This window comes from Spongiibacter sp., assembly GCF_984394615.1.
In genome coordinates this window covers 1-18,101 of record NZ_CFHTQA010000022.1, presented here as the reverse complement: position 1 = coordinate 18,101, position 18,101 = coordinate 1, and the positions used below count along the sequence as shown (strand labels likewise).

16 protein-coding genes are annotated in these 18,101 nt (G+C 58.4%); 6 read left to right on the top strand and 10 right to left on the bottom strand.

From position 1 onward, the window contains the following. Nucleotides 1-56: 56 nt before the first annotated feature. Nucleotides 57-1,055 carry a CobW family GTP-binding protein gene (locus AC5DB9_RS09800; protein WP_272992631.1) on the top strand — a complete coding sequence of 333 codons (999 nt, stop codon included), beginning with the start codon at nucleotides 57-59 and terminating at the stop codon, nucleotides 1,053-1,055. Nucleotides 1,056-1,057: 2 nt separating this feature from the next. Here AC5DB9_RS09800 and AC5DB9_RS09795 read toward each other — a convergent pair whose 3' ends face one another. Then, a complete protein-coding gene (locus tag AC5DB9_RS09795) occupies nucleotides 1,058-1,630 on the bottom strand; it encodes a DUF3299 domain-containing protein (RefSeq protein ID WP_273009566.1) in 573 nt (190 codons plus the stop codon). 133 nt (nucleotides 1,631-1,763) lie between these two features. Here AC5DB9_RS09795 and AC5DB9_RS09790 point away from each other — a divergent pair, with 133 nt between their 5' ends. Both AC5DB9_RS09790 and AC5DB9_RS09785 read left to right on the top strand, forming a co-directional pair. Next, a complete protein-coding gene (locus tag AC5DB9_RS09790) occupies nucleotides 1,764-2,429 on the top strand; it encodes an ABC transporter ATP-binding protein (RefSeq protein ID WP_272992043.1) in 666 nt (221 codons plus the stop codon). After that, a complete protein-coding gene (locus tag AC5DB9_RS09785) occupies nucleotides 2,429-3,676 on the top strand; it encodes an ABC transporter permease (RefSeq protein WP_272992041.1) in 1,248 nt (415 codons plus the stop codon). The genes AC5DB9_RS09790 and AC5DB9_RS09785 overlap by 1 nt, the downstream gene beginning before the upstream one ends. An 83-nt stretch (nucleotides 3,677-3,759) precedes the next feature. On the opposite strand, the gene katG is transcribed toward AC5DB9_RS09785, so the two are convergent. The 8 genes from katG to AC5DB9_RS09745 all read right to left on the bottom strand — a co-directional run bounded on the left by katG (nucleotide 3,760) and on the right by AC5DB9_RS09745 (nucleotide 14,012). Beyond that, nucleotides 3,760-5,943, bottom strand: a complete 2,184-nt coding sequence (gene katG, locus AC5DB9_RS09780; protein ID WP_272992039.1) for a catalase/peroxidase HPI — start codon at nucleotides 5,941-5,943, stop codon at nucleotides 3,760-3,762. 217 nt (nucleotides 5,944-6,160) lie between these two features. Continuing rightward, nucleotides 6,161-7,264: an NAD(P)-dependent alcohol dehydrogenase gene (locus tag AC5DB9_RS09775; protein WP_272992037.1), complete on the bottom strand. Its 1,104-nt coding sequence runs from the start codon at nucleotides 7,262-7,264 to the stop codon at nucleotides 6,161-6,163. A gap of 1 nt (nucleotide 7,265) precedes the next feature. After that, nucleotides 7,266-7,712 (bottom strand): DUF4334 domain-containing protein, encoded by a 447-nt coding sequence (locus tag AC5DB9_RS09770; protein ID WP_022960409.1) that lies wholly within the window; start codon nucleotides 7,710-7,712, stop codon nucleotides 7,266-7,268. A 209-nt stretch (nucleotides 7,713-7,921) separates the two neighbouring features. Beyond that, nucleotides 7,922-9,532, bottom strand: a complete 1,611-nt coding sequence (locus AC5DB9_RS09765; protein WP_491732048.1) for an ATP-binding cassette domain-containing protein — start codon at nucleotides 9,530-9,532, stop codon at nucleotides 7,922-7,924. Further along, entirely contained in the window at nucleotides 9,468-11,153 is a 1,686-nt protein-coding gene (locus AC5DB9_RS09760; RefSeq protein WP_272992820.1) for an ABC transporter ATP-binding protein/permease, read from the bottom strand. The genes AC5DB9_RS09765 and AC5DB9_RS09760 overlap by 65 nt, the downstream gene beginning before the upstream one ends. 29 nt (nucleotides 11,154-11,182) lie before the next feature. Then, complete coding sequence (gene cydX, locus AC5DB9_RS09755) at nucleotides 11,183-11,296, bottom strand: cytochrome bd-I oxidase subunit CydX (protein WP_022960406.1); 114 nt, start codon at nucleotides 11,294-11,296, stop codon at nucleotides 11,183-11,185. Between the two features lie 20 nt (nucleotides 11,297-11,316). Continuing rightward, a complete protein-coding gene (gene cydB, locus AC5DB9_RS09750; protein ID WP_022960405.1) occupies nucleotides 11,317-12,456 on the bottom strand; it encodes a cytochrome d ubiquinol oxidase subunit II in 1,140 nt (379 codons plus the stop codon). Continuing rightward, nucleotides 12,453-14,012, bottom strand: a complete 1,560-nt coding sequence (locus tag AC5DB9_RS09745; RefSeq protein WP_022960404.1) for a cytochrome ubiquinol oxidase subunit I — start codon at nucleotides 14,010-14,012, stop codon at nucleotides 12,453-12,455. The genes cydB and AC5DB9_RS09745 overlap by 4 nt, the downstream gene beginning before the upstream one ends. A gap of 512 nt (nucleotides 14,013-14,524) precedes the next feature. Here AC5DB9_RS09745 and AC5DB9_RS09740 point away from each other — a divergent pair. Both AC5DB9_RS09740 and AC5DB9_RS09735 read left to right on the top strand, forming a co-directional pair. Next, the gene (locus AC5DB9_RS09740) at nucleotides 14,525-16,462 is read left to right on the top strand and encodes a TonB-dependent receptor (protein ID WP_272992826.1); all 1,938 of its coding nucleotides are present in this window, start codon (nucleotides 14,525-14,527) and stop codon (nucleotides 16,460-16,462) included. Beyond that, nucleotides 16,428-16,790: a TonB-dependent receptor gene (locus tag AC5DB9_RS09735; protein WP_272992829.1), complete on the top strand. Its 363-nt coding sequence runs from the start codon at nucleotides 16,428-16,430 to the stop codon at nucleotides 16,788-16,790. The genes AC5DB9_RS09740 and AC5DB9_RS09735 overlap by 35 nt, the downstream gene beginning before the upstream one ends. Before the next feature lie 70 nt (nucleotides 16,791-16,860). Here the strand turns inward: AC5DB9_RS09735 and AC5DB9_RS09730 are convergent, their stop codons facing one another. Then, a complete protein-coding gene (locus AC5DB9_RS09730) occupies nucleotides 16,861-17,655 on the bottom strand; it encodes a PhzF family phenazine biosynthesis protein (protein WP_272992832.1) in 795 nt (264 codons plus the stop codon). A 174-nt stretch (nucleotides 17,656-17,829) separates the two neighbouring features. On the opposite strand from AC5DB9_RS09730, the gene AC5DB9_RS09725 reads away from it, so the two are divergent. Next, on the top strand, nucleotides 17,830-18,101 hold a 272-nt coding region (locus tag AC5DB9_RS09725), incomplete at its 3' end, for a GntR family transcriptional regulator (protein WP_491732047.1).

Below are 18,101 nucleotides of genomic sequence, written 5' to 3'. Positions count from 1 at the left end.
TAGCTATACACCGCCAATCGCCGTCGGGCAGTAACCCGACGGCAAGGACCCTGCTTATGTCTGCACTTCACGCCATTCCCTGCAATGTCATTACCGGCTTTCTCGGCGCGGGTAAAACTACCGCGATTCTAGAGCTGCTTAAGCAGAAGCCCACCGATGAGCGCTGGGCCGTACTGGTGAATGAGTTTGGCGAAGTGGGTATCGATGGCAGTCTGTACAACGGCAGCGAGTCGGAGGCCAATGGTTTATTTGTTCGCGAAGTCCCGGGCGGCTGTATGTGTTGTACCGCGGGCTTGCCCATGCAGATTGCGCTCAACCGCCTGCTCACCGCCGCCCGCCCTCACCGCCTGCTGATTGAGCCCACCGGACTTGGCCACCCCCGCGAAATCCTGGAGTCACTGAGTGCGGAGCACTATCGCGAGGTGCTCGACCTCAAGAGCACACTGGCACTGGTCGACGCCCGCAAAGTCCACGACGAACGCTATACCCAGCACGCCAGCTTTCGCCAGCAGCTGGCCATTGCCGATGTGATCATCGCGAACAAAGCCGATCTCTACAACGATGGGGACCTGCCCGCACTGATGGCCTTTCTGGAACAGATCGTTGATCTGAATGAAAAAGCGGTCTACCCCGTGGCGCACGGTCAGGTGGACACAGATTGGCTGAATGGCGCGGCGACAGCGGCCGACGACACGGCTCATCACCACCACGGTGAGAGCCCCGCGACACTCGACACCCACGCCCTGCCGGAACAGGGCTATGTGAGCGTCGACAATCAGGGAGAAGGTTTCTTCAGCCGGGGCTGGGTTTTTGATCCCGCTTGGACCTTTGACGCCGACAGGCTTTACCAGCTGTTACTCGGGATCAGGGCCGAGCGGATCAAGGGCGTCTTCATTACCGCGCGCGGCATCGTGGCCTATAACAAGGCCGACGAGGTGCTCAGCGAATTTGAGTTGGATGACACGCTCGACAGCCGCATTGAATGCATCAGCAGCGACACCGCCGCCTTCGAAGGTCTGGAAGCGGCGCTACTGGACTGTGTCGTCAGCCGCTGACATCACTCTTCGTCCTCGTAGGGATCGAGACGATCTACCGTCATGGCATAGGCCGAGGTGGCCATTTCATTCTCTGTCAGCGAGGTGCGCATGGTGCCCGACATCCAAAACGGCTCATACAGCGATTCAAGCTTAAAGCCTTTGGGGTATTCGGCATAAATAATCTGGTTCGGCGGTGGCGGTGGCACGTGAATACAGGCGCCGTAATAGGGAACCAGAAAAAAGCGGGTTACCCGCTGCTGCGCGTCATGCTCCAGCGGCACGATAAACCCCGGCACCCTGATCGCCTGACCGTCAAAGGCATCAATCACACGGGTCGAAACCAAGGCTTGCTTGTAGCGCGTATCGTCAACGTCGACCGCGCTGCGATTGTCGAGTTGCCCGGCAATCTGGTCAGCCTCGGTACCGTCCTCAATGTCGTTAAGCGATTCGGGCGGATTCAGAAACGCCTCCAGATCGTCGGCGGGCATCAGCTCAATCCACTCAATCGTTCGATAATCTGCAGCCTGCGCGCCCGCTGCCATCAAACTGGCGGCGAGCAGCAGCGGTGCCCACAGCATTTTCAGTTGCGACACGCCTTTCCCCTGTTTTATGCCGATTTTCAGGTGGCATTGCTGACACCCAGTGATCCTTGAAGCGCGATATGTTATATCATGATCGACCATCGCCGATACCGATTCTCCGACACCGCTGCATAGGAATTGTGCCTTGCTTGTTCACCTCGACCATCTGTGCTTTCACTACCCCGGCAGTGACCAGTCGGTACTGAATATTCCCCACTGGTCGGTGGATGCTGGCGAGACAGTGTTTCTGCACGGCGCCTCGGGTAGCGGTAAATCGACCCTGTTAAACCTGCTGAGTGGCATCCTCCTGCCCAGCAGCGGTTCGCTAAGGGTGCTCGACACCGCGCTGAACACCCTCTCCTCGCGCCGGCGCGATGCCTTTCGTGCCCGGCATATGGGTGTGGTTTTTCAACAGTTCAACCTGATTCCCTATCTGAGCGTCATCGATAACATCCGGCTGGCCCCGCATTTCGCCCATCGCCCCTGCAGCATTGACCAGATTCAGGCCATGCTGAGTGCACTGGATTTGGAGATTGCACTCAAGCAGCGGGCCTCACATCTCAGCATTGGTCAACAACAGCGGGTCGCGATTGCGCGGGCCATGATTCATCAGCCCGAGCTGCTGATCGTGGATGAACCCACCTCATCGTTGGATGAGCGCAACCGCGACCGCTTTATGAATCTGCTTCTGGAGCAGGTTAAGCAACAGAACAGCGCGCTGATTTTTGTCAGTCACGACGCCGAACTCGCCCGACACTTTTCACGGGCGGATAATCTCGAACAGCTCAACTGTGCCGGAGGGCCGTCCTGATGTTTCTGCGTCTCGCCTGGCAAAGCCTGCTCAGCCGCAAAGGATCGGCACTGCTCACTCTCTTCGCCATTACCGTCAGCGTCTTCGTGCTGCTGGGCGTGGAACAGCTCCGCCACCAGGCCCGAAACAGCTTTGGCAATACCGTGTCCGGCGTCGACCTGATTGTGGGCGCTCGCACCGGCAACGTGAACCTGCTGCTGTACTCAGTGTTCCACCTGGGCAATGCCACCAATAATGTTCGCTGGCAGAGTTACCAGTCGATTGCCGACAACCCGGCAGTAGACTGGACCATTCCCCTCTCACTCGGCGATTCCCACAAAGGCTACCGCGTGGTCGGCACCACGGCAGCGTATTTCCAGCACTTTCGCTACGCTCAAGGAGAATCACTGCGCTTCGGCAGCGGTGAAGCCTTCAGCAAGACCCTCGATGTGGTGCTGGGCAGCGATGTGGCCCGCGACTTGAATTACCATCTGGGCGACCAACTGGTGCTGGCCCACGGCATGGGCACGACCAGTTTCAGCAAACACGACGACAACCCCTTCAGCGTCAGCGGCATTCTCAAGCCCACAGGGACGCCGGTAGACCGCGCCCTGTATGTCAGTCTCGGCGCCATTGAAGCCATTCACGAGGGATGGCAGCACGGCGTGAAACTGCCGGACCACCTCGGCAATCAGGCGAACCAGCACCACAGCGAAACCCCCGACAATATCACCGCGTTTATGGTGGGCCTTGAATCCAAAATGGCCACCTTCGGACTGCAGCGTCAGATCAACAACTATCGCGGCGAGCCCCTGCAAGCCATTCTGCCCGGTGTTACGCTGAGCCAGCTTTGGGACATGATGTCAGTCATGGAGACAAGCCTGCGGCTGATTTCCGCGCTGGTCCTGCTGGCCGCGCTGCTGGGACTGGCGGCGATGCTGCTGACATCGATCCGCGAACGCCAGCGGGAAATGGCCGTGCTGCGCGCCATCGGTGCCTCGCCGTGGTTCCTGCTGGCGCTGATTGAAATGGAGGCACTGATAATCAGTCTGGGCGCCTCACTGCTCGCCGTCGCCTTGCTATGGTTGAGCACGAGCGTCGCGGGTGAGCTGCTGGCTGAACGCTTCAGCCTGTTTCTCGACGGCACGCTGCTGTCGCCCACGGCCATCAGCTACCTGCTCGCTGTCCTGGGATGCAGTTTGCTGATTGCACTGATTCCCGGTATCAGTGCCTACCGTCAGGCACTTCACCAGCAGCTCAACAACTAGCCGCCACTACCCTAGCGACCACGTCAGCTAGACACAAAAAAGGCGCCGCGTGTGAGCGGCGCCTTGTGGCCTTGCCAATCGCCTTATTTCAGATCGAAGCGATCAGCGTTCATCACCTTGGTCCAGGCCGCCACAAAGTCGTTCACGAACTTCTCGGCGGCATCGTCCTGAGCATACACCTCGGCATAGGCGCGCAGTATCGAGTTGGAACCAAACACCAGATCGACCCGCGTGGCGGTCCATTTCACCTCGCCGCTTGCCCGGTCGCAAATCTCGTAGAGATTGCTGCCCTTGGGCACCCAGCTATTGGCCATGTCGGTCAGGTTGACGAAGAAGTCGTTGCTTAACACGCCTTCCCGATCGGTAAACACGCCGTGTTTGCTGCCACCGTGGTTGGTTCCCAGCACACGCATGCCACCGACCAGCACGGTCATCTCGTGAGCGCTGAGGCCCATCAGTTGCGTGCGATCCAGCATGAGCTCCTCAGCGGAGACCACATAGTCTTTCTTCAGCCAGTTGCGGTAGGCGTCATGCAGCGGCTCCAGCGGCTCGAAAGAATCCACATCGGTCATCTCCTGCGTGGCATCACCGCGTCCCGGCGCAAAGGGAACGCTGACCGCGACGCCAGCATCCTTAGCCGCTTTTTCTATCGCCGCACTGCCGCCCAGCACAATCAGATCAGCCAGACTGACCGGTTTGCCGAAGCTGCTTTGAATGCCGTCCATAACGCCCAGTACCTTTTGCAGGCGGGCGGGCTCATTGCCCTCCCAGTCTTTCTGAGGCGCAAGGCGAATGCGGGCACCGTTGGCGCCTCCGCGATAGTCCGAGCCACGGAAAGTCCGCGCGCTGTCCCAGGCCGTGCTGACCAGCTCGGCAATGCTCAGACCGCTGTCGAGCAGACGGCTTTTCAACTTGGCAATGTCCGCATCGCTGAGCTGATACTCTGCAGCCGGTACCGGGTCCTGCCAGATCAAATCTTCTTGCGGTACGTCCGCGCCAAGGTAACGCGACTTCGGCCCCAGATCCCGGTGGGTCAGTTTGAACCAGGCGCGGGCGAAGACTTCAGAGAAGTACTCGGGGTCCTTGTAAAAGCGCTCGGAAATTTTGCGGTATTCCGGATCCATCTTCATCGCCATATCGGCGTCGGTCATGATGGGGTTGTAGCGGACACTGTCATCTTCCACATCCACCGGCTTGTCTTCTTCCTTGATATTAACCGGCTCCCACTGCCAGGCGCCGGCAGGGCTTTTCTCCAGTTCCCAGTCGTAGTTCAGCAGCAGATAGAAATAGCCGTTGTCCCACTGGGTGGGGTGTGTAGTCCACGCTCCTTCAATGCCGCTCGTTACCGTATCGCGGCCGATGCCACGCTGAGTTTTATTGATCCACCCCAAGCCCTGGTCTTCCAGCTCGGCGGCTTCCGGGTCGGGGCCCAGCAGCGCGGCATCGCCGTTGCCGTGACATTTACCGACGGTGTGACCGCCCGCAGTCAGCGCCACCGTCTCTTCATCGTTCATCGCCATGCGTTCAAAGGTAACGCGCACATCGTGAGCGGTTTTCAGTGGATCCGGTTCGCCGTCCACGCCTTCGGGGTTCACGTAGATCAACCCCATCATGACCGCAGCCAGTGGATTTTCCAGATCGCGCTCACCGGAATAGCGGCTGTTGGGACTATCACTGGGTGCCAGCCACTCTTTTTCTGACCCCCAATAGGTGTCTTTCTCCGGGTGCCAGATGTCCTCACGACCACCGGCAAAACCAAAGGTTTTCAGGCCCATGGACTCATAGGCCATATTGCCCGCGAGAATAATCAGGTCGGCCCAGGACAGCTTGTTGCCGTATTTCTTTTTGATCGGCCACAGTAAGCGCCGTGCCTTGTCGAGATTAACGTTGTCGGGCCAACTGTTCAGCGGTGCAAAGCGCTGGTTACCCGTACCCGCCCCACCGCGGCCATCGGCCACACGATAGCTGCCCGCCGAATGCCAGGCCATGCGGATCATCAAGCCGCCGTAGTGTCCCCAGTCTGCCGGCCACCAGGGCTGGCTGTCAGTCATCAGCGCTTTCAGGTCGCTTTTGACCGCCTCAAGATCAAGGCTGGAGAAAGCCTCGGCATAATTGAAATCGTCGCCCAGCGGATTGGTTTTGCGGTCATGCTGATGAAGAATGTCGAGATTCAGCGCTTTGGGCCACCAATCCATGGTGGTGTGGTCGTTGCTGGTATTGCCGCCGTGCATAACCGGGCATTTACCCTGCGTAGAACTGTCGCTCATTGAACACCTCTCCTGTCATTGTGTTGTGATGCTGCTAAGGCCTGTATCTGTCGACGATAACATGACCCTGAAAATGTAAAAGCCGAATCATCCAAGCATAGTCGATGGGCACTAAACAGCTAGCGCCACCACAGCCCTGTTGGCATGAATTGCTACGCAATACCGCTTGAGCCAGCTCACCAAATGACGATTTTCGCGCCAATTTGCGAACTGGCTATTACATTGATTGCTGCATCGATAGTACCGCTTTCACAACACGTCCGCGTTTGGCATCTTCAATCGCCTGATTGATCGCGGAAAAAGGATAGGACGTCACCAACTTCTCCAGAGGTAACTCTCCCTGTCGATAGTGTTGTATGAGTCTTGGAACAAAGTCGGCAGGCAGCGCATCGCCTTCGATACAGCCGCGAACCGTCTTGCCCTGCATCAGCAGACTGGCCATATCCAGCGACAGCTCACTGCCCGGTTTGGAGACGCCGACACACAACAAGGTGCCACGAGAGCGCAGACCGGAGAAGGCCTCGCGCATCACATCGGTAATACCCGTGGTATCCACGACATAGTGCATACCCCCCAATTTTTTGAGGGCTTTCTTCAGCGGCTGCTCTGCCGAGTTCAGCGTCACCGACGCCCCCAGCTCCTCCGCCAAGGCCAGCCGCTGCGGATTAACATCCACTGCCACAATCGGCTCACACCCGGCGATTTTCGCTGCCATAATCGCCGACAGCCCAACCGCCCCGCAGCCTACTACGGCAATCGCACAGCCCTTCTCGGCCTGCAAGGATTCCAGCACTGCCCCGGCGCCGGTAAGCACACCGCAAGCCAGCGGTGCCATTAACTGCGGCGGCAAATCAGCCTCGAGTTTGACCAGATTAACGGTGGACGCAATCGCATGGCTGGCAAAGGACGACTGTCTGAAAAAATGGCCGCTGACACGCTCGCCACGACAGCTAATCGGCGACGAACCGTCTTCCCTCTGCGCCAGCACCTGAAAGACCGGCGCCTGCTGACAGTAGCCGAGCTGCCCTTCGCGACACGACCCGCAGTGGCCGCAGGCACCGAAGCTCATCAGTACACGGTCCCCCACCGCGAACTGGGTAACGCCCTCTCCCAGCGCCTCGACGATGCCAACACCCTCGTGCCCCAGCACGGCAGGCAGTGGCACCGGCCAATATTGGTCTCTGGCAACGAGGTCTGTATGACAGATGCCACAGGCTTCTACGCGCACACGCACTTCACCCCGTTGGGGCGCTTCCAGTTCGCAGCTCTCCAGCTCGAAAGGCTGCCCCGCTGTTCGGGCAACGGCTGCCGTGATACGCATATCAACCGGCACGCATCAGATAAAAGTAGAGGGGCATCTCATCGCCTTTGCTGTCCATCACACCAAGCAGCTCGGTGTCACTCACTCGGCGAAAGTGATCAAAGATGGGGTGCTGATCATAGACCATAGTCGCCGTAACAACGCCCCGATACTCCACTCGTCTCAGCGACGCTGTGCCCATCACATCATTGACCACCAACTGATCATCCGCATCGGCGCTCATAATAGGATTGACGTCATTCACAGCAGTAAAGCGCTTACCGGCCCAGCCCAGTTTCTCGAGCATCGCCTCACCGCGATGTCCCGTGTTAAAACAACCTCCACGCCAGTCGCCCAACATATCCTGACATTCCACAGCGGGGAGACTGTCGAACAGCTCGTGCAAGGTATCAATCGGTAGAAGGCCGGGGTTATCCAGCAGTGACGCCAATACGGGAGAGCGCGGCATGGTGTGTTCCTCTTTGATGATGTGGCTGCGGCTTCACAAAGGGACGCATTCAATCAGCAATACACTTGAATGCCCTTGGGGAAAATCACGCCATGAAAGAGGCCTACGCTAACAAAACCGTGGACGAATGATATGGACCAAGCTGCCGGGAAACGGCCTTGAGCGCCAACGCGCAGACGGGGGCAGCATCTTGTTAGCAGGCAATGCCATCAGACATCGAGAGACAGGCGGACATCGGGCTGCAAACCCTCCAGCTCGCGGTGCGATACCACGATCAGAATTCGCGATTCCCGCTCGCGGCTCAGCAAGACCGACAAGCGCTCTATAGCCGCTTGATCCAGCCCTTCAAAGGGCTCATCTATCAGCCAGACCGGCGCCTCACTGAGCAGTGCCCGGGCGATGCCGAGGCGCTTTTTCTCGCCCCCGGACAACAGGCGGCCGGTTTCACCCAGCCACTGATCCAGACCATCATTCAGCACGGCTTCCAGGCCGGTCGCCACGAGGGCATCGCGCAGTGCATCGTCGCTGGCACCGGGCGCGGCCACCAGCAGGTTTTGCCGCAGTGTATCGGCCAGCACGACCGGAAACTGCTCGATGTACAGCAGGTTTCTCCGGCGCTGGGCCGGTGATATCGTCGACACGTCTCCGCCATCGATGAGCAGCTTCCCGCTCATTGGCAACAGCCCGGCAATTGCCAGTAGCAGTGAGCTTTTGCCGCTGCCGGAACTGCCCTGCACCAGCGCCAGCTCGCCGCGTCGCAGCGTCAAATCCAGACCCGATTCGTGGAACTGTCCTCGCTGCGGGCGCAGCGACGACAAGCTCAGCGTATCAATCGGCAGTCGCGCGACGCCCTCCTCTCCGTCGACGGCAACGCGATCGCTCACCGCCATCAGCTTGTGCAGTTCTGCCTCGGCGAGCTGGGCTTCGGCCAAGGGCGACATGGCACGGATTGCCGGCCCCAACCAGTCCGGTAACGACAGACAGAAAAACAGACCCAGCATTAAATACGGGCTGCCCAGCCACTCCTGCGGGGGCGCAGCGGCCGCAAACAGTAGCAGCGACATCGCAAAGACGGTCATTCGCCAATCGCCCCAGTTTTCCGTTTCGCGCAGGCGGTGACGGGCTGACTGCCAATCCGTCTGGCTGGCCTCCAATGTCCGATTTGACATGCCGTGGTGCCAGAGCGAAGCCGATGTCAGGTAGTGCTCGATAGCCGCCGTATACGCTGTTTGTCCTTTTGCCAGCTGACTCCGATGACGGTGCAGGCAACGCCACTGCCACAGCGCGATCAACAGCGCCGCAGGCACCGTGATGGCGAGCAACAGCAACAGCGGGGGGAAAACCAGCAGGCCGAAAACACTCAGCAGCAGCGCCAGTACAGCTGCGGAAATCAGCGGGAACAACACGGCGATATCCCGGCTGGCCAGCGCGTCCGTGTGTTGACCCAATCGTTCCAGCTCTTCGGCACGACTCTCATCGGCACGGCCATTCATCACGCCATCGAATACCGACAGCCGAAGCTGACTGACCTTATCCAACAACGCCGCATGACCGAAGTATTTCTCGCCATAGCCCGCGAGAATCCGCAGCAGCGCCAGAAAGCGAATCATCGCCGCGGGAATCACATAGTTAAACGTGGCAGCGAGGGGCGCCAAGCCAGCCGCAGCGCTGGCGGCGATAAACCAGCCGGACAACAGCAGTAATACCACCCCCGCCATCAAGTGCGTGGTGGACAGCGCCATGGCCGCATAACGCTCAGTGCGCATCGTCACCTCGCCGTGCATCCAAGACTGGCGGCTTGCCCAGGACAAGGTCGCCATCAATAATCTGCCATTGCTCAGTGAAGAAATCGTTCATTGTCTGACCGTGGGCGATCCAGACCACCGTGCGATCCGCTAGCTGCCGCTGCAGTAAAACCGTAATGGCCTCGCGCTGCTCTGGTGCCAAATGTGCCGTCGGCTCGTCGAGAAACGCCACACTGGCCTGCTGCAACACCAGCCGGGCAATCGCCAAGCGCTGACGCTGACCGCCAGACAGGGGCGGATAGTCGCCCATTAGCGTGTCCAGGCCCTGAGACTGTTGCGACAGCCACTCACCGAGACCGACATCGTCCAATGCCGCCAGCAATCGCGCATCGTCCAGAGGCTGACCCAGTGCGAGATTCTCGCGAATGCTGCCCGGCAACACGGGCGGCGACTGATCCAGCCACGCGACATCGCCGCGCTCAAGGCGAGACATGCGCGTGTCGCTGCGCACCGGGCGCTGCCCCAGTAGCGCCTCAAGCAAACTGGTTTTGCCGCTGCCGGAAGCGCCGCTGAGCAAAATCCGCGCTCCGTTGCCGAGGGTCAATCCGGGCACACTAAGAATGCTGTGTCCCGCATCTGACGCCAGCACCTTGAACGGCGGCAGTGTCAGAGGAAGACCCCGAGGCATCACGGCCAGCGGCGGCAGATCGAGAATGGACTGCAATTCATCGGCCGCACCAAGGGCTTCGGCTTTGCTGTGGTAGTGACGCCCGAGCAGGCGCAACTCACTGAAAAACAGCGGCGCCAGTAACAGCATGAACAGGCCATCCCGCAAACTGAGACCACTGGACCAGTGACCGAAGCTGATTTCACCCAGCAATGAAAAGCCGACGAATACCGCAACCAGCGCGATGGACAGCGTGGTGAAAAAATCGAGCACCGAGGACGACAGAAACGCCAGGCTGACAACGTTCAGAGTGCGCTGTTTCAGATTCGTCGAGGCGTCGTTAAAGAACGCCCGCTCCGCCCCTACCCGATTAAATATCTGCAGCAGTTGCCGTGCCCGCAGCCGGTCGAGAAACAGGCCCGTCAGCCGCTCGATGGCGACAAAGTGCTCGCGATGCGCGACTGCCGCGCCCATGCCGACCAACCACATAAACAGCGGCACCAGCGGTGCGGTTACCAATAACGTCAGGGCTACCAGCCAACTGAAGGGCAATACAATCACCAAGACCAACAGCGGGACCAGCACCGCCAGCAGTGTCTGGGGAACGTAATCACAGAAGTAAAGCTGGAGCGCCGACACGCGCCGGGTAAAAAAGGATTGCCAGCTCGCCACACTGTAATCGCGAATCAGCGCCAGACTGCGCTCGTCAAGACGCCGACGCAAAGCACTCTGATAGTGGGTTTGAACACAGTCAGCCAGACCGCTGCGAAACCGCTCCCGCAGGCGTTGAAACAGCAACTGCACGACGAGCGCGCTGCCCAGCCCCAGCAGCAGTCCGGGGCTGGCGCGCTGCCCATCAATCACCCACTGCTGAGCGAGCGTTGCCAACAGAAAAAGCGCCGCGACCTGAGCGATGGTTGCCACCATCGACAGGCCAACGACGCCCGATACACGGCGGCGAAAGCGCTTGCCTTCCGTGCGTAACCAAGCGGCTAACTCGCGCTTGTCGCGCGCGAGCTCAGCCGCCATACCGTGAACACCGGCTTCGCATCGCGGCCCTACTGATCGTCCACCTCGCGGTCGAGGTTTTCAACGCTCTCCAGCCACATGGCATTGATAATGCCGAATGAGCAGGCCAGCAATACACCGAGAATCCAAGTGAAATACCACATCGTTCGTCTCTCCTTGCCTGTCAGTACAGTGAATGGCCATTTTCAGCAATATGCGATTCGCGAATCCGCCCGCGCATGACGTAGAAGGTCCAGGCGGTGTAAGACAGCACAATCGGCACCAGTACAACGGCGACCCAGAACATCACCGAGAGTGTGAAGTGGCTGGAGGTGGCATCCCACACCGTCAGCGAAGCACTCGGCATGGTGGTACTGGGCATCAGGAACGGGAACATGGAGAAGCCCGCAGTCAGAATGATGCCTGCCAGACTGATACAACTGGCGACAAAGGCCCAACCAGCCCGGTGTGAGCGCGACTGCAGGCTCACCAGAATCGGACCGACAATCCCCAGAACCGGCGCAATCAGCATCCACGGGTACCGGGCGTAATTGTCCAGCCAGCCACCGGGCACGGTGTCCACCGACTTGAGTACCGGATTGGACGCCGCATTCCCATCGACCGGTGAGGTAATCACATACCCATCAAGTCCGAAGGCCACCCACACACCGGCGAGAATAAACAGCACCGGCGTGACGATCCCCAAACGCTGAGCCACCAGCTCGGCGCGACCACGCAGGGTATCGGCAGTTTTCATTTGCAGCCAGGTGGCCCCGTGCATCATCAGCATACTGACGCTGATCAAGCCGGACAAAAGTGCAAACGGCGTAAGCAGGCCGAAGAAGGACCCGGTGTAGGTCGCTTTCAAGTTGCCATCGAACTCAAACGGAACGCCCAGCAACAGATTGCCGAAGGCCACGCCGAAAATCAGCGCGGGAACCAGGCCGCCACAGAACAGCGCCCAGTCCCAACTCGCGCGCCAGCGCGGATCTTCCAGTTTACTGCGGTAATCAAAGCCCAGCGGACGCATCCACAGGGCCACCAGGGTAAGCATCAAAGCCAGATAGAAGCCGGAGAATGCCGTCGCGTAAATCAGCGGCCAAGCGGCAAAGATCGCGCCACCCGCCGTAATAAACCACACCTGGTTGCCGTCCCAGTGGGGCCCGATCGTGTTAATCAGCACCCGGCGTTCGTCGTCATTGCGCCCCACCAAAGTAAGCAGTGCTCCGACGCCGAGATCGAAGCCGTCGGTGATGGCGAAGCCAATCAGCAGCACACCGACCAACAGCCACCAGATAATTCTCAGGGTTTCGTAATCAATCATGACTCCACTCCTTGCAGGCGCTCAGCCGACGCAGCGGGTGCGATAACGCCCGGCCCTTTGCGTGCAAACTTGATCATCAGGGACAGGCCAATAATGAACATCACGGTGTAGAACACGGTGACGGCGATCAGCGAGATCACCACATCACTCACCGCCAGATTGGAAACCGCCGTGTGGATCGGCAGAATCTCGGCAATCGCCCAGGGCTGGCGGCCATACTCGGCAACAAACCACCCCGCCTCACTGGCAATCCACGGCAAGGGCAGACTGAACAGAGCGAGCTTCAGCAACCACCGGGGCTTCTCTTGCCCGTGGCGAGCGCTGTAGAAAAACGCCAGCGCGAAGACCAGCAGCATGAAGAAGCCACACGCCACCATCAGACGGAAGGCCCAGAACAGGGGCGCGATTTTGGGGATGCTGGCATCAACGGCAGCCTGCACCTCGGCATCGGTCGGTGCACTCAGGTCTTCGGCATAGGCATCCAGCAGCAGGCCATAGCCCAGACTGCTCTTCACTGAATCAAACTGCGCGTTTTCCTCTTCGCTGAGACCTTCGCTGCGCATTTTTTGCAGCAGGATACTGGCCTGTGCGCCCTGATAAATTTTCTCGCGGTGCTGTTCCTTAAGGTCTGCCAGACCAATCACCGGCTCATCCAGCGAGCGCGTGGCGATCAGCCCCATCACATAGGGAATGCGAATCGCGTAGTCGGTATGTTGCGTTTCTTCATTGGGCATCCCGAACAGCGTGAACGCCGCCGGAGGCTCGTGGGTTTCCCACTCGGCTTCCACCGCAGCCAGTTTCACCTGCTGCACATCACCCAGCTCGTAACCGCTCTCATCGCCAAGAACAATCACCGACAGGGCTGAAGCCAGACCGAAACTTGCCGCAATCGCGAAAGAGCGGCGGGCAAATGCCATGTGGCGGTTGCGCAGCAGGTAATAAGAGGAAATAGCCAGCACAAACATGGAGCCGGTCACGTAGCCCGCAGATACGGTATGAACAAACTTCACCTGCGCTACCGGGTTCATCACCAAATCGGCAAAGCTCTGCATCTCCATCCGCATGGTTTCCGGATTGAAAACCGAGCCTTCCGGGTTCTGCATCCAGCCGTTGGCGATCAGAATCCACAGCGCAGAGAAGTTACTGCCAAGGGCTACCAGCCAGGTCACCATCAAATGCTTGACCTTGGACAAGCGATCCCAGCCGAAAAAGAACAGACCGATGAACGTCGACTCGAGGAAGAAGGCCATCAGGCCCTCGATCGCCAGCGGCGCACCGAAAATATCGCCGACATAATGGGAGTAGTAAGACCAGTTCATTCCGAACTGGAATTCCATGGTAATCCCCGTGGCAACACCGATGGCAAAGTTAATGCCAAACAGCTTGCCCCAGAACTTGGTCATTTCCTTATAGACCTCGCGTCCCGTCATCACATAGACGGACTCCATGATGGCCAACAGGAAAGTCAGACCGAGGGTCAGGGGAACAAAAATGAAATGGTACATCGCGGTGACTGCGAACTGCAGGCGCGATAGCTCGATCAGGGTTTCATTCATTGCTCAGCTCTCTCTGCCGTGGTGCGGGTGGTCGCAACCGCTAACCAGGGAGGCTAACGGCGTAGCAGCTTTACCCAGAAGGCTCAGTGTTCAGACCAACGACCTAAACACTGTTGTCGTGACGAGTATAGAGTCTTTATGCAATAAAGTTCGACCCTTATTCCATGTCGAATTTATTGCCGTTGACTTGCATCAAGGAACACGGGGGCTTCAGGCGAAGCACGCGACAATGTGTCGCAGCAGCAGGTTCTGCAAACAACAGAAACAGGCACGCAGCTCGCCGAAAACGAATGCCATCTCATACAGGGGTGCTCCTCCGCATTACCACGTCGGTGGAAACTCACTAACTCTCCCCATTGATAGATTCGATCGCGGTGCCTCACTTAGACTCGCTACCTGATAGGAAAACACGGAGAAAGCACCGCAGGAATTGTCGCCGCAATTCTTGATATGCCCACACCGGCAAGACCATCCATTCCGTTTATAAATCTAATAAAAGAAAGGAAGCTTCGATGCCAAAACACAAGTTCCCACTATGCTGTCTGTTTGCCGCGACGGCCGCTTTTCCCGCAAGCATGACGCTGGCAGCCCCGCTGTCGACAACGCTTGAGGAAGTGCTTGTCACAGCCCAGCGACGGGAAGAAAGTATGCAGGAAACGCCGATATCGGTAACGGCGATCAGCAGCGATACACTGACTGAAATCGGTGCGACAGACGTCAGTGGCGTCTCTGACTACACGCCCGGTCTGGTGATTACCCCCACTATTGGCGGCTCGGTGAACGCCGGCATTACTATTCGCGGTGCCGGCAACTTCAGCAACAATCTCAGCCGAGACAATGCAGTAGGCATGTACCTGAATGGCGTTCCCATCTCGAAGACCTCGGGCGCCATTTTTGATGCGGTCGACCTTGAGCGTATTGAGGTGCTTCGCGGCCCACAGGGAACGCTCTATGGAAAAAACACCATCGGCGGCGCTATCAACCTCATCACGCAAAAACCCAGTGGCGAATGGGGCGGACAGTTACGCGCAGGCATCGGCAACAAACGGCTGCGTGAAACCCGCGCGTCGGTGGACCTGCCCTCTGCGGGCACCGTTGGTGAGGGGCTTGGCGAATTCAGCATGCGTGGCTCGGGGTTCTATCGCAAGCGTGACGGTTTCTACAAGAACGAAGGTCCGTCGAGTGATGACTTCGACAACCGCGATCAGTGGGGGCTGCGTTTCGATGCGAGCTTGCTGCTCACCGAGCGTTTCAGCGTCGACTATGGCTACGACAGGTTCAATGCTGACCAAACACCGCCCATGCTGGCACTGACCAATTCAGACGCCTTCGCGTTCGTCTCGCCGCAACTCAATCCCCTTGTTGCCGCCGCCACACAGACCCAGCGCCCCGACGCCATCAGCAACGACAGCGCAATCACCAGCCAGTCAACCGTGAGCGGACACACGCTGACGCTCCACTACGATATGCCCGGCACGGCCATCGGTGATCTGAGCTTCAAATCGATTACCGGCTATCGCGATCTTCATACACTGAGCATGAGCGATTTTGACGGCACCGCGCTGGACCTGTTTCGCTTCAAAATCGAGAACGATTTTGATCAGCTCACGCAGGAATTCCAGTTGGTCGGCAGCACTGAACGCACACAGTATGTCGTCGGTCTTTTTTACTACGAAGACGACTGGTACACCGACAATCCACGCTGGCTGTTCCAACTGGGTGGCAACGACTTTGACGTCAGCCAACGCGGTGCAGAAAATGTCTCCACGGCGGTCTTCGGACAACTGACCTGGACGCCCGATATGTTTGATGACCGCATGGATCTGACCCTCGGCGGGCGCTGGACGGAAGAAACCAAAGACGCGACGAACCTTGCCAAAGATATCAGCATCTACAATCAGGACCCGTCTGCCCCCAACGCGGGCGTCTTCGTTCGAGACCCGGCAGGTAACCCCGTACTGACGGCGTCCGGCGACTTGATTCCGATCAATGCTGATGACCAGTGGCGTGAGTTCACCCCCATGGCAAACGTTACCTGGCGTTTTAACGACGATGTTCACGGCTACGCAAAAGTGTCCACCGGCTTCAAAAGCGGTGGCTTCAACGGGGTTGCCACCAGCAATGCGGCGTTCACCACCCCGTTTTCACCAGAGACCATGACCGGCTACGAAATTGGCCTGAAATCACGCCTTCTGGACCAACGGCTGCAGCTAAACATGTCGGTCTTTTACAATGACTACGAGGATTTTCAGGGCGACCGCTTTGTTCAGGAAGTAGTCGGCACCCTTATCGTCAACGCGGGTAGCGCGAGCTTACAGGGGATGGAGCTTGAACTGGTCGCACGCCCGACAGCGAACCTGGATATCACGCTGAACTACTCGCTGCTGGATGCAAGTTATGACGAGTTTATTGGTGATGTCCAGGCAACGTCAATTCGCCTACGCGCCTGAAAATACGGTCTTCGCGTCCATTAAGTACAGCTTTGATCCCTTCAGTTTCGGCAGCCTGTCGGCGCGTCTGGACTACTACTGGACGGACGATTACTACATTACGATCATCGACGACCCCACCACCAATGTCGACGCTTACAGCCTGATTAACGCCCGTATCGACCTCAGCGATATTCCGGTGGGCTCGGGAGAACTGCGCATCTCGGCATGGGGAAAAAACCTCAGCGACGAGGAATACTGGAACACCGCGATCAATCTGACGGCCTTTACCATCAACCAATGGGCTGATCCACGGAGTTACGGTCTGGAGCTCGCCTACCGTTTCTGATCCTCACAGGCTAAACGCCGAACACGGGCAGGCAGCGACAGCGCTCAATACGCTGTAGCTGCCCAGTCCATCACCCGAGAAATTCTCCCACCAGAACGGTGTTCGCTGCGCCGCGCAATGTCACCCTCTGACCCGATAGCGCCATCTCAACCAGCCCGGTACGGGGCGATGCCTGCAATCCGCGCAAGGTTTTGCGCCCAAGACGCTCACACCAATACGGGGCTAACAGACAATGTGCGGCGCCAGTAACCGGGTCTTCGGGGATTCCCAAGGTCGGCGCAAAAAAGCGTGATACAAGGTCCAGTCCCTCTTCGTCACCACTCGCCGTGATAAGCAATCCGCGATACGGCAAGGCCTGTATCTGCGCAAAATCGGGTTGAAATTGCCGGACTTCTTCGGCGCTGGCAAACACCACCAAGGCATCGTCGCGCCCGCGCCCCAGCCACTGTGCCTTGTCCTTCACGAGCTGTTGAACACTCGCAGCAGCTTCCGGAGAAAGCGGCTCGGGACGGTCCGCGGGAAAATCCAGCTTGATACCTTGGCCATCCCGCTTGGCAGTGAGTACGCCGCTGCGAGTATGGAACTCGATGCTGTCGTGATCACTGCCCCGCTGCCAGAGCGTGTGAGCGGCCGCAAGGGTGGCGTGCCCGCACAAATCCACCTCACAGCGGGGTGTGAACCAACGCAGCACCCATTCATTGCCTTGCAAGTGCCAGATGAATGCCGTCTCCGACAGATTCATTTCCGCCGCCACCCGCTGCATCCATTGCGCAGACTCCTTACCACTGATGAGACACACTGCAGCGGGGTTACCGGTAAAGGGTCCGCAAACGAAGGCGTCAACGATGTATATAGGATGGGGCACGACTCTCTCCTGCTGTGTCACGACGCCACAATGTGCGTCACCGAAACAACAAGAATAATGTCACCCAAGAAATCGATACAGATTCAAAAATCGAATATTGTTACGATACAGATTCCAATCTATATAAATCTGTACCGATATAACACGGCCACAACTGTACTGGATACCCCGTCAATGGAAACGCTATACCAACAAGTCGCCGACGAGCTGCAGCAAAGCATTGAGCGGGGTATCTACCAGCCGGGTGATCGACTGCCCGGCGTGCGCAGGCTCAGCAAGCAACGCAGTGTCAGCATTGCGACCGTGATTACCGCCTATCGCCACCTCGAAAACCTCGGTCTGATCGAAGCACGCAACCGCTCCGGCTATTACCTCCGCGACAGACCCCAGCCGCTGGCGAAGGAACCCCCGCCGACCGCGCCCCCCAACCAGCCCATGCTCGTGAC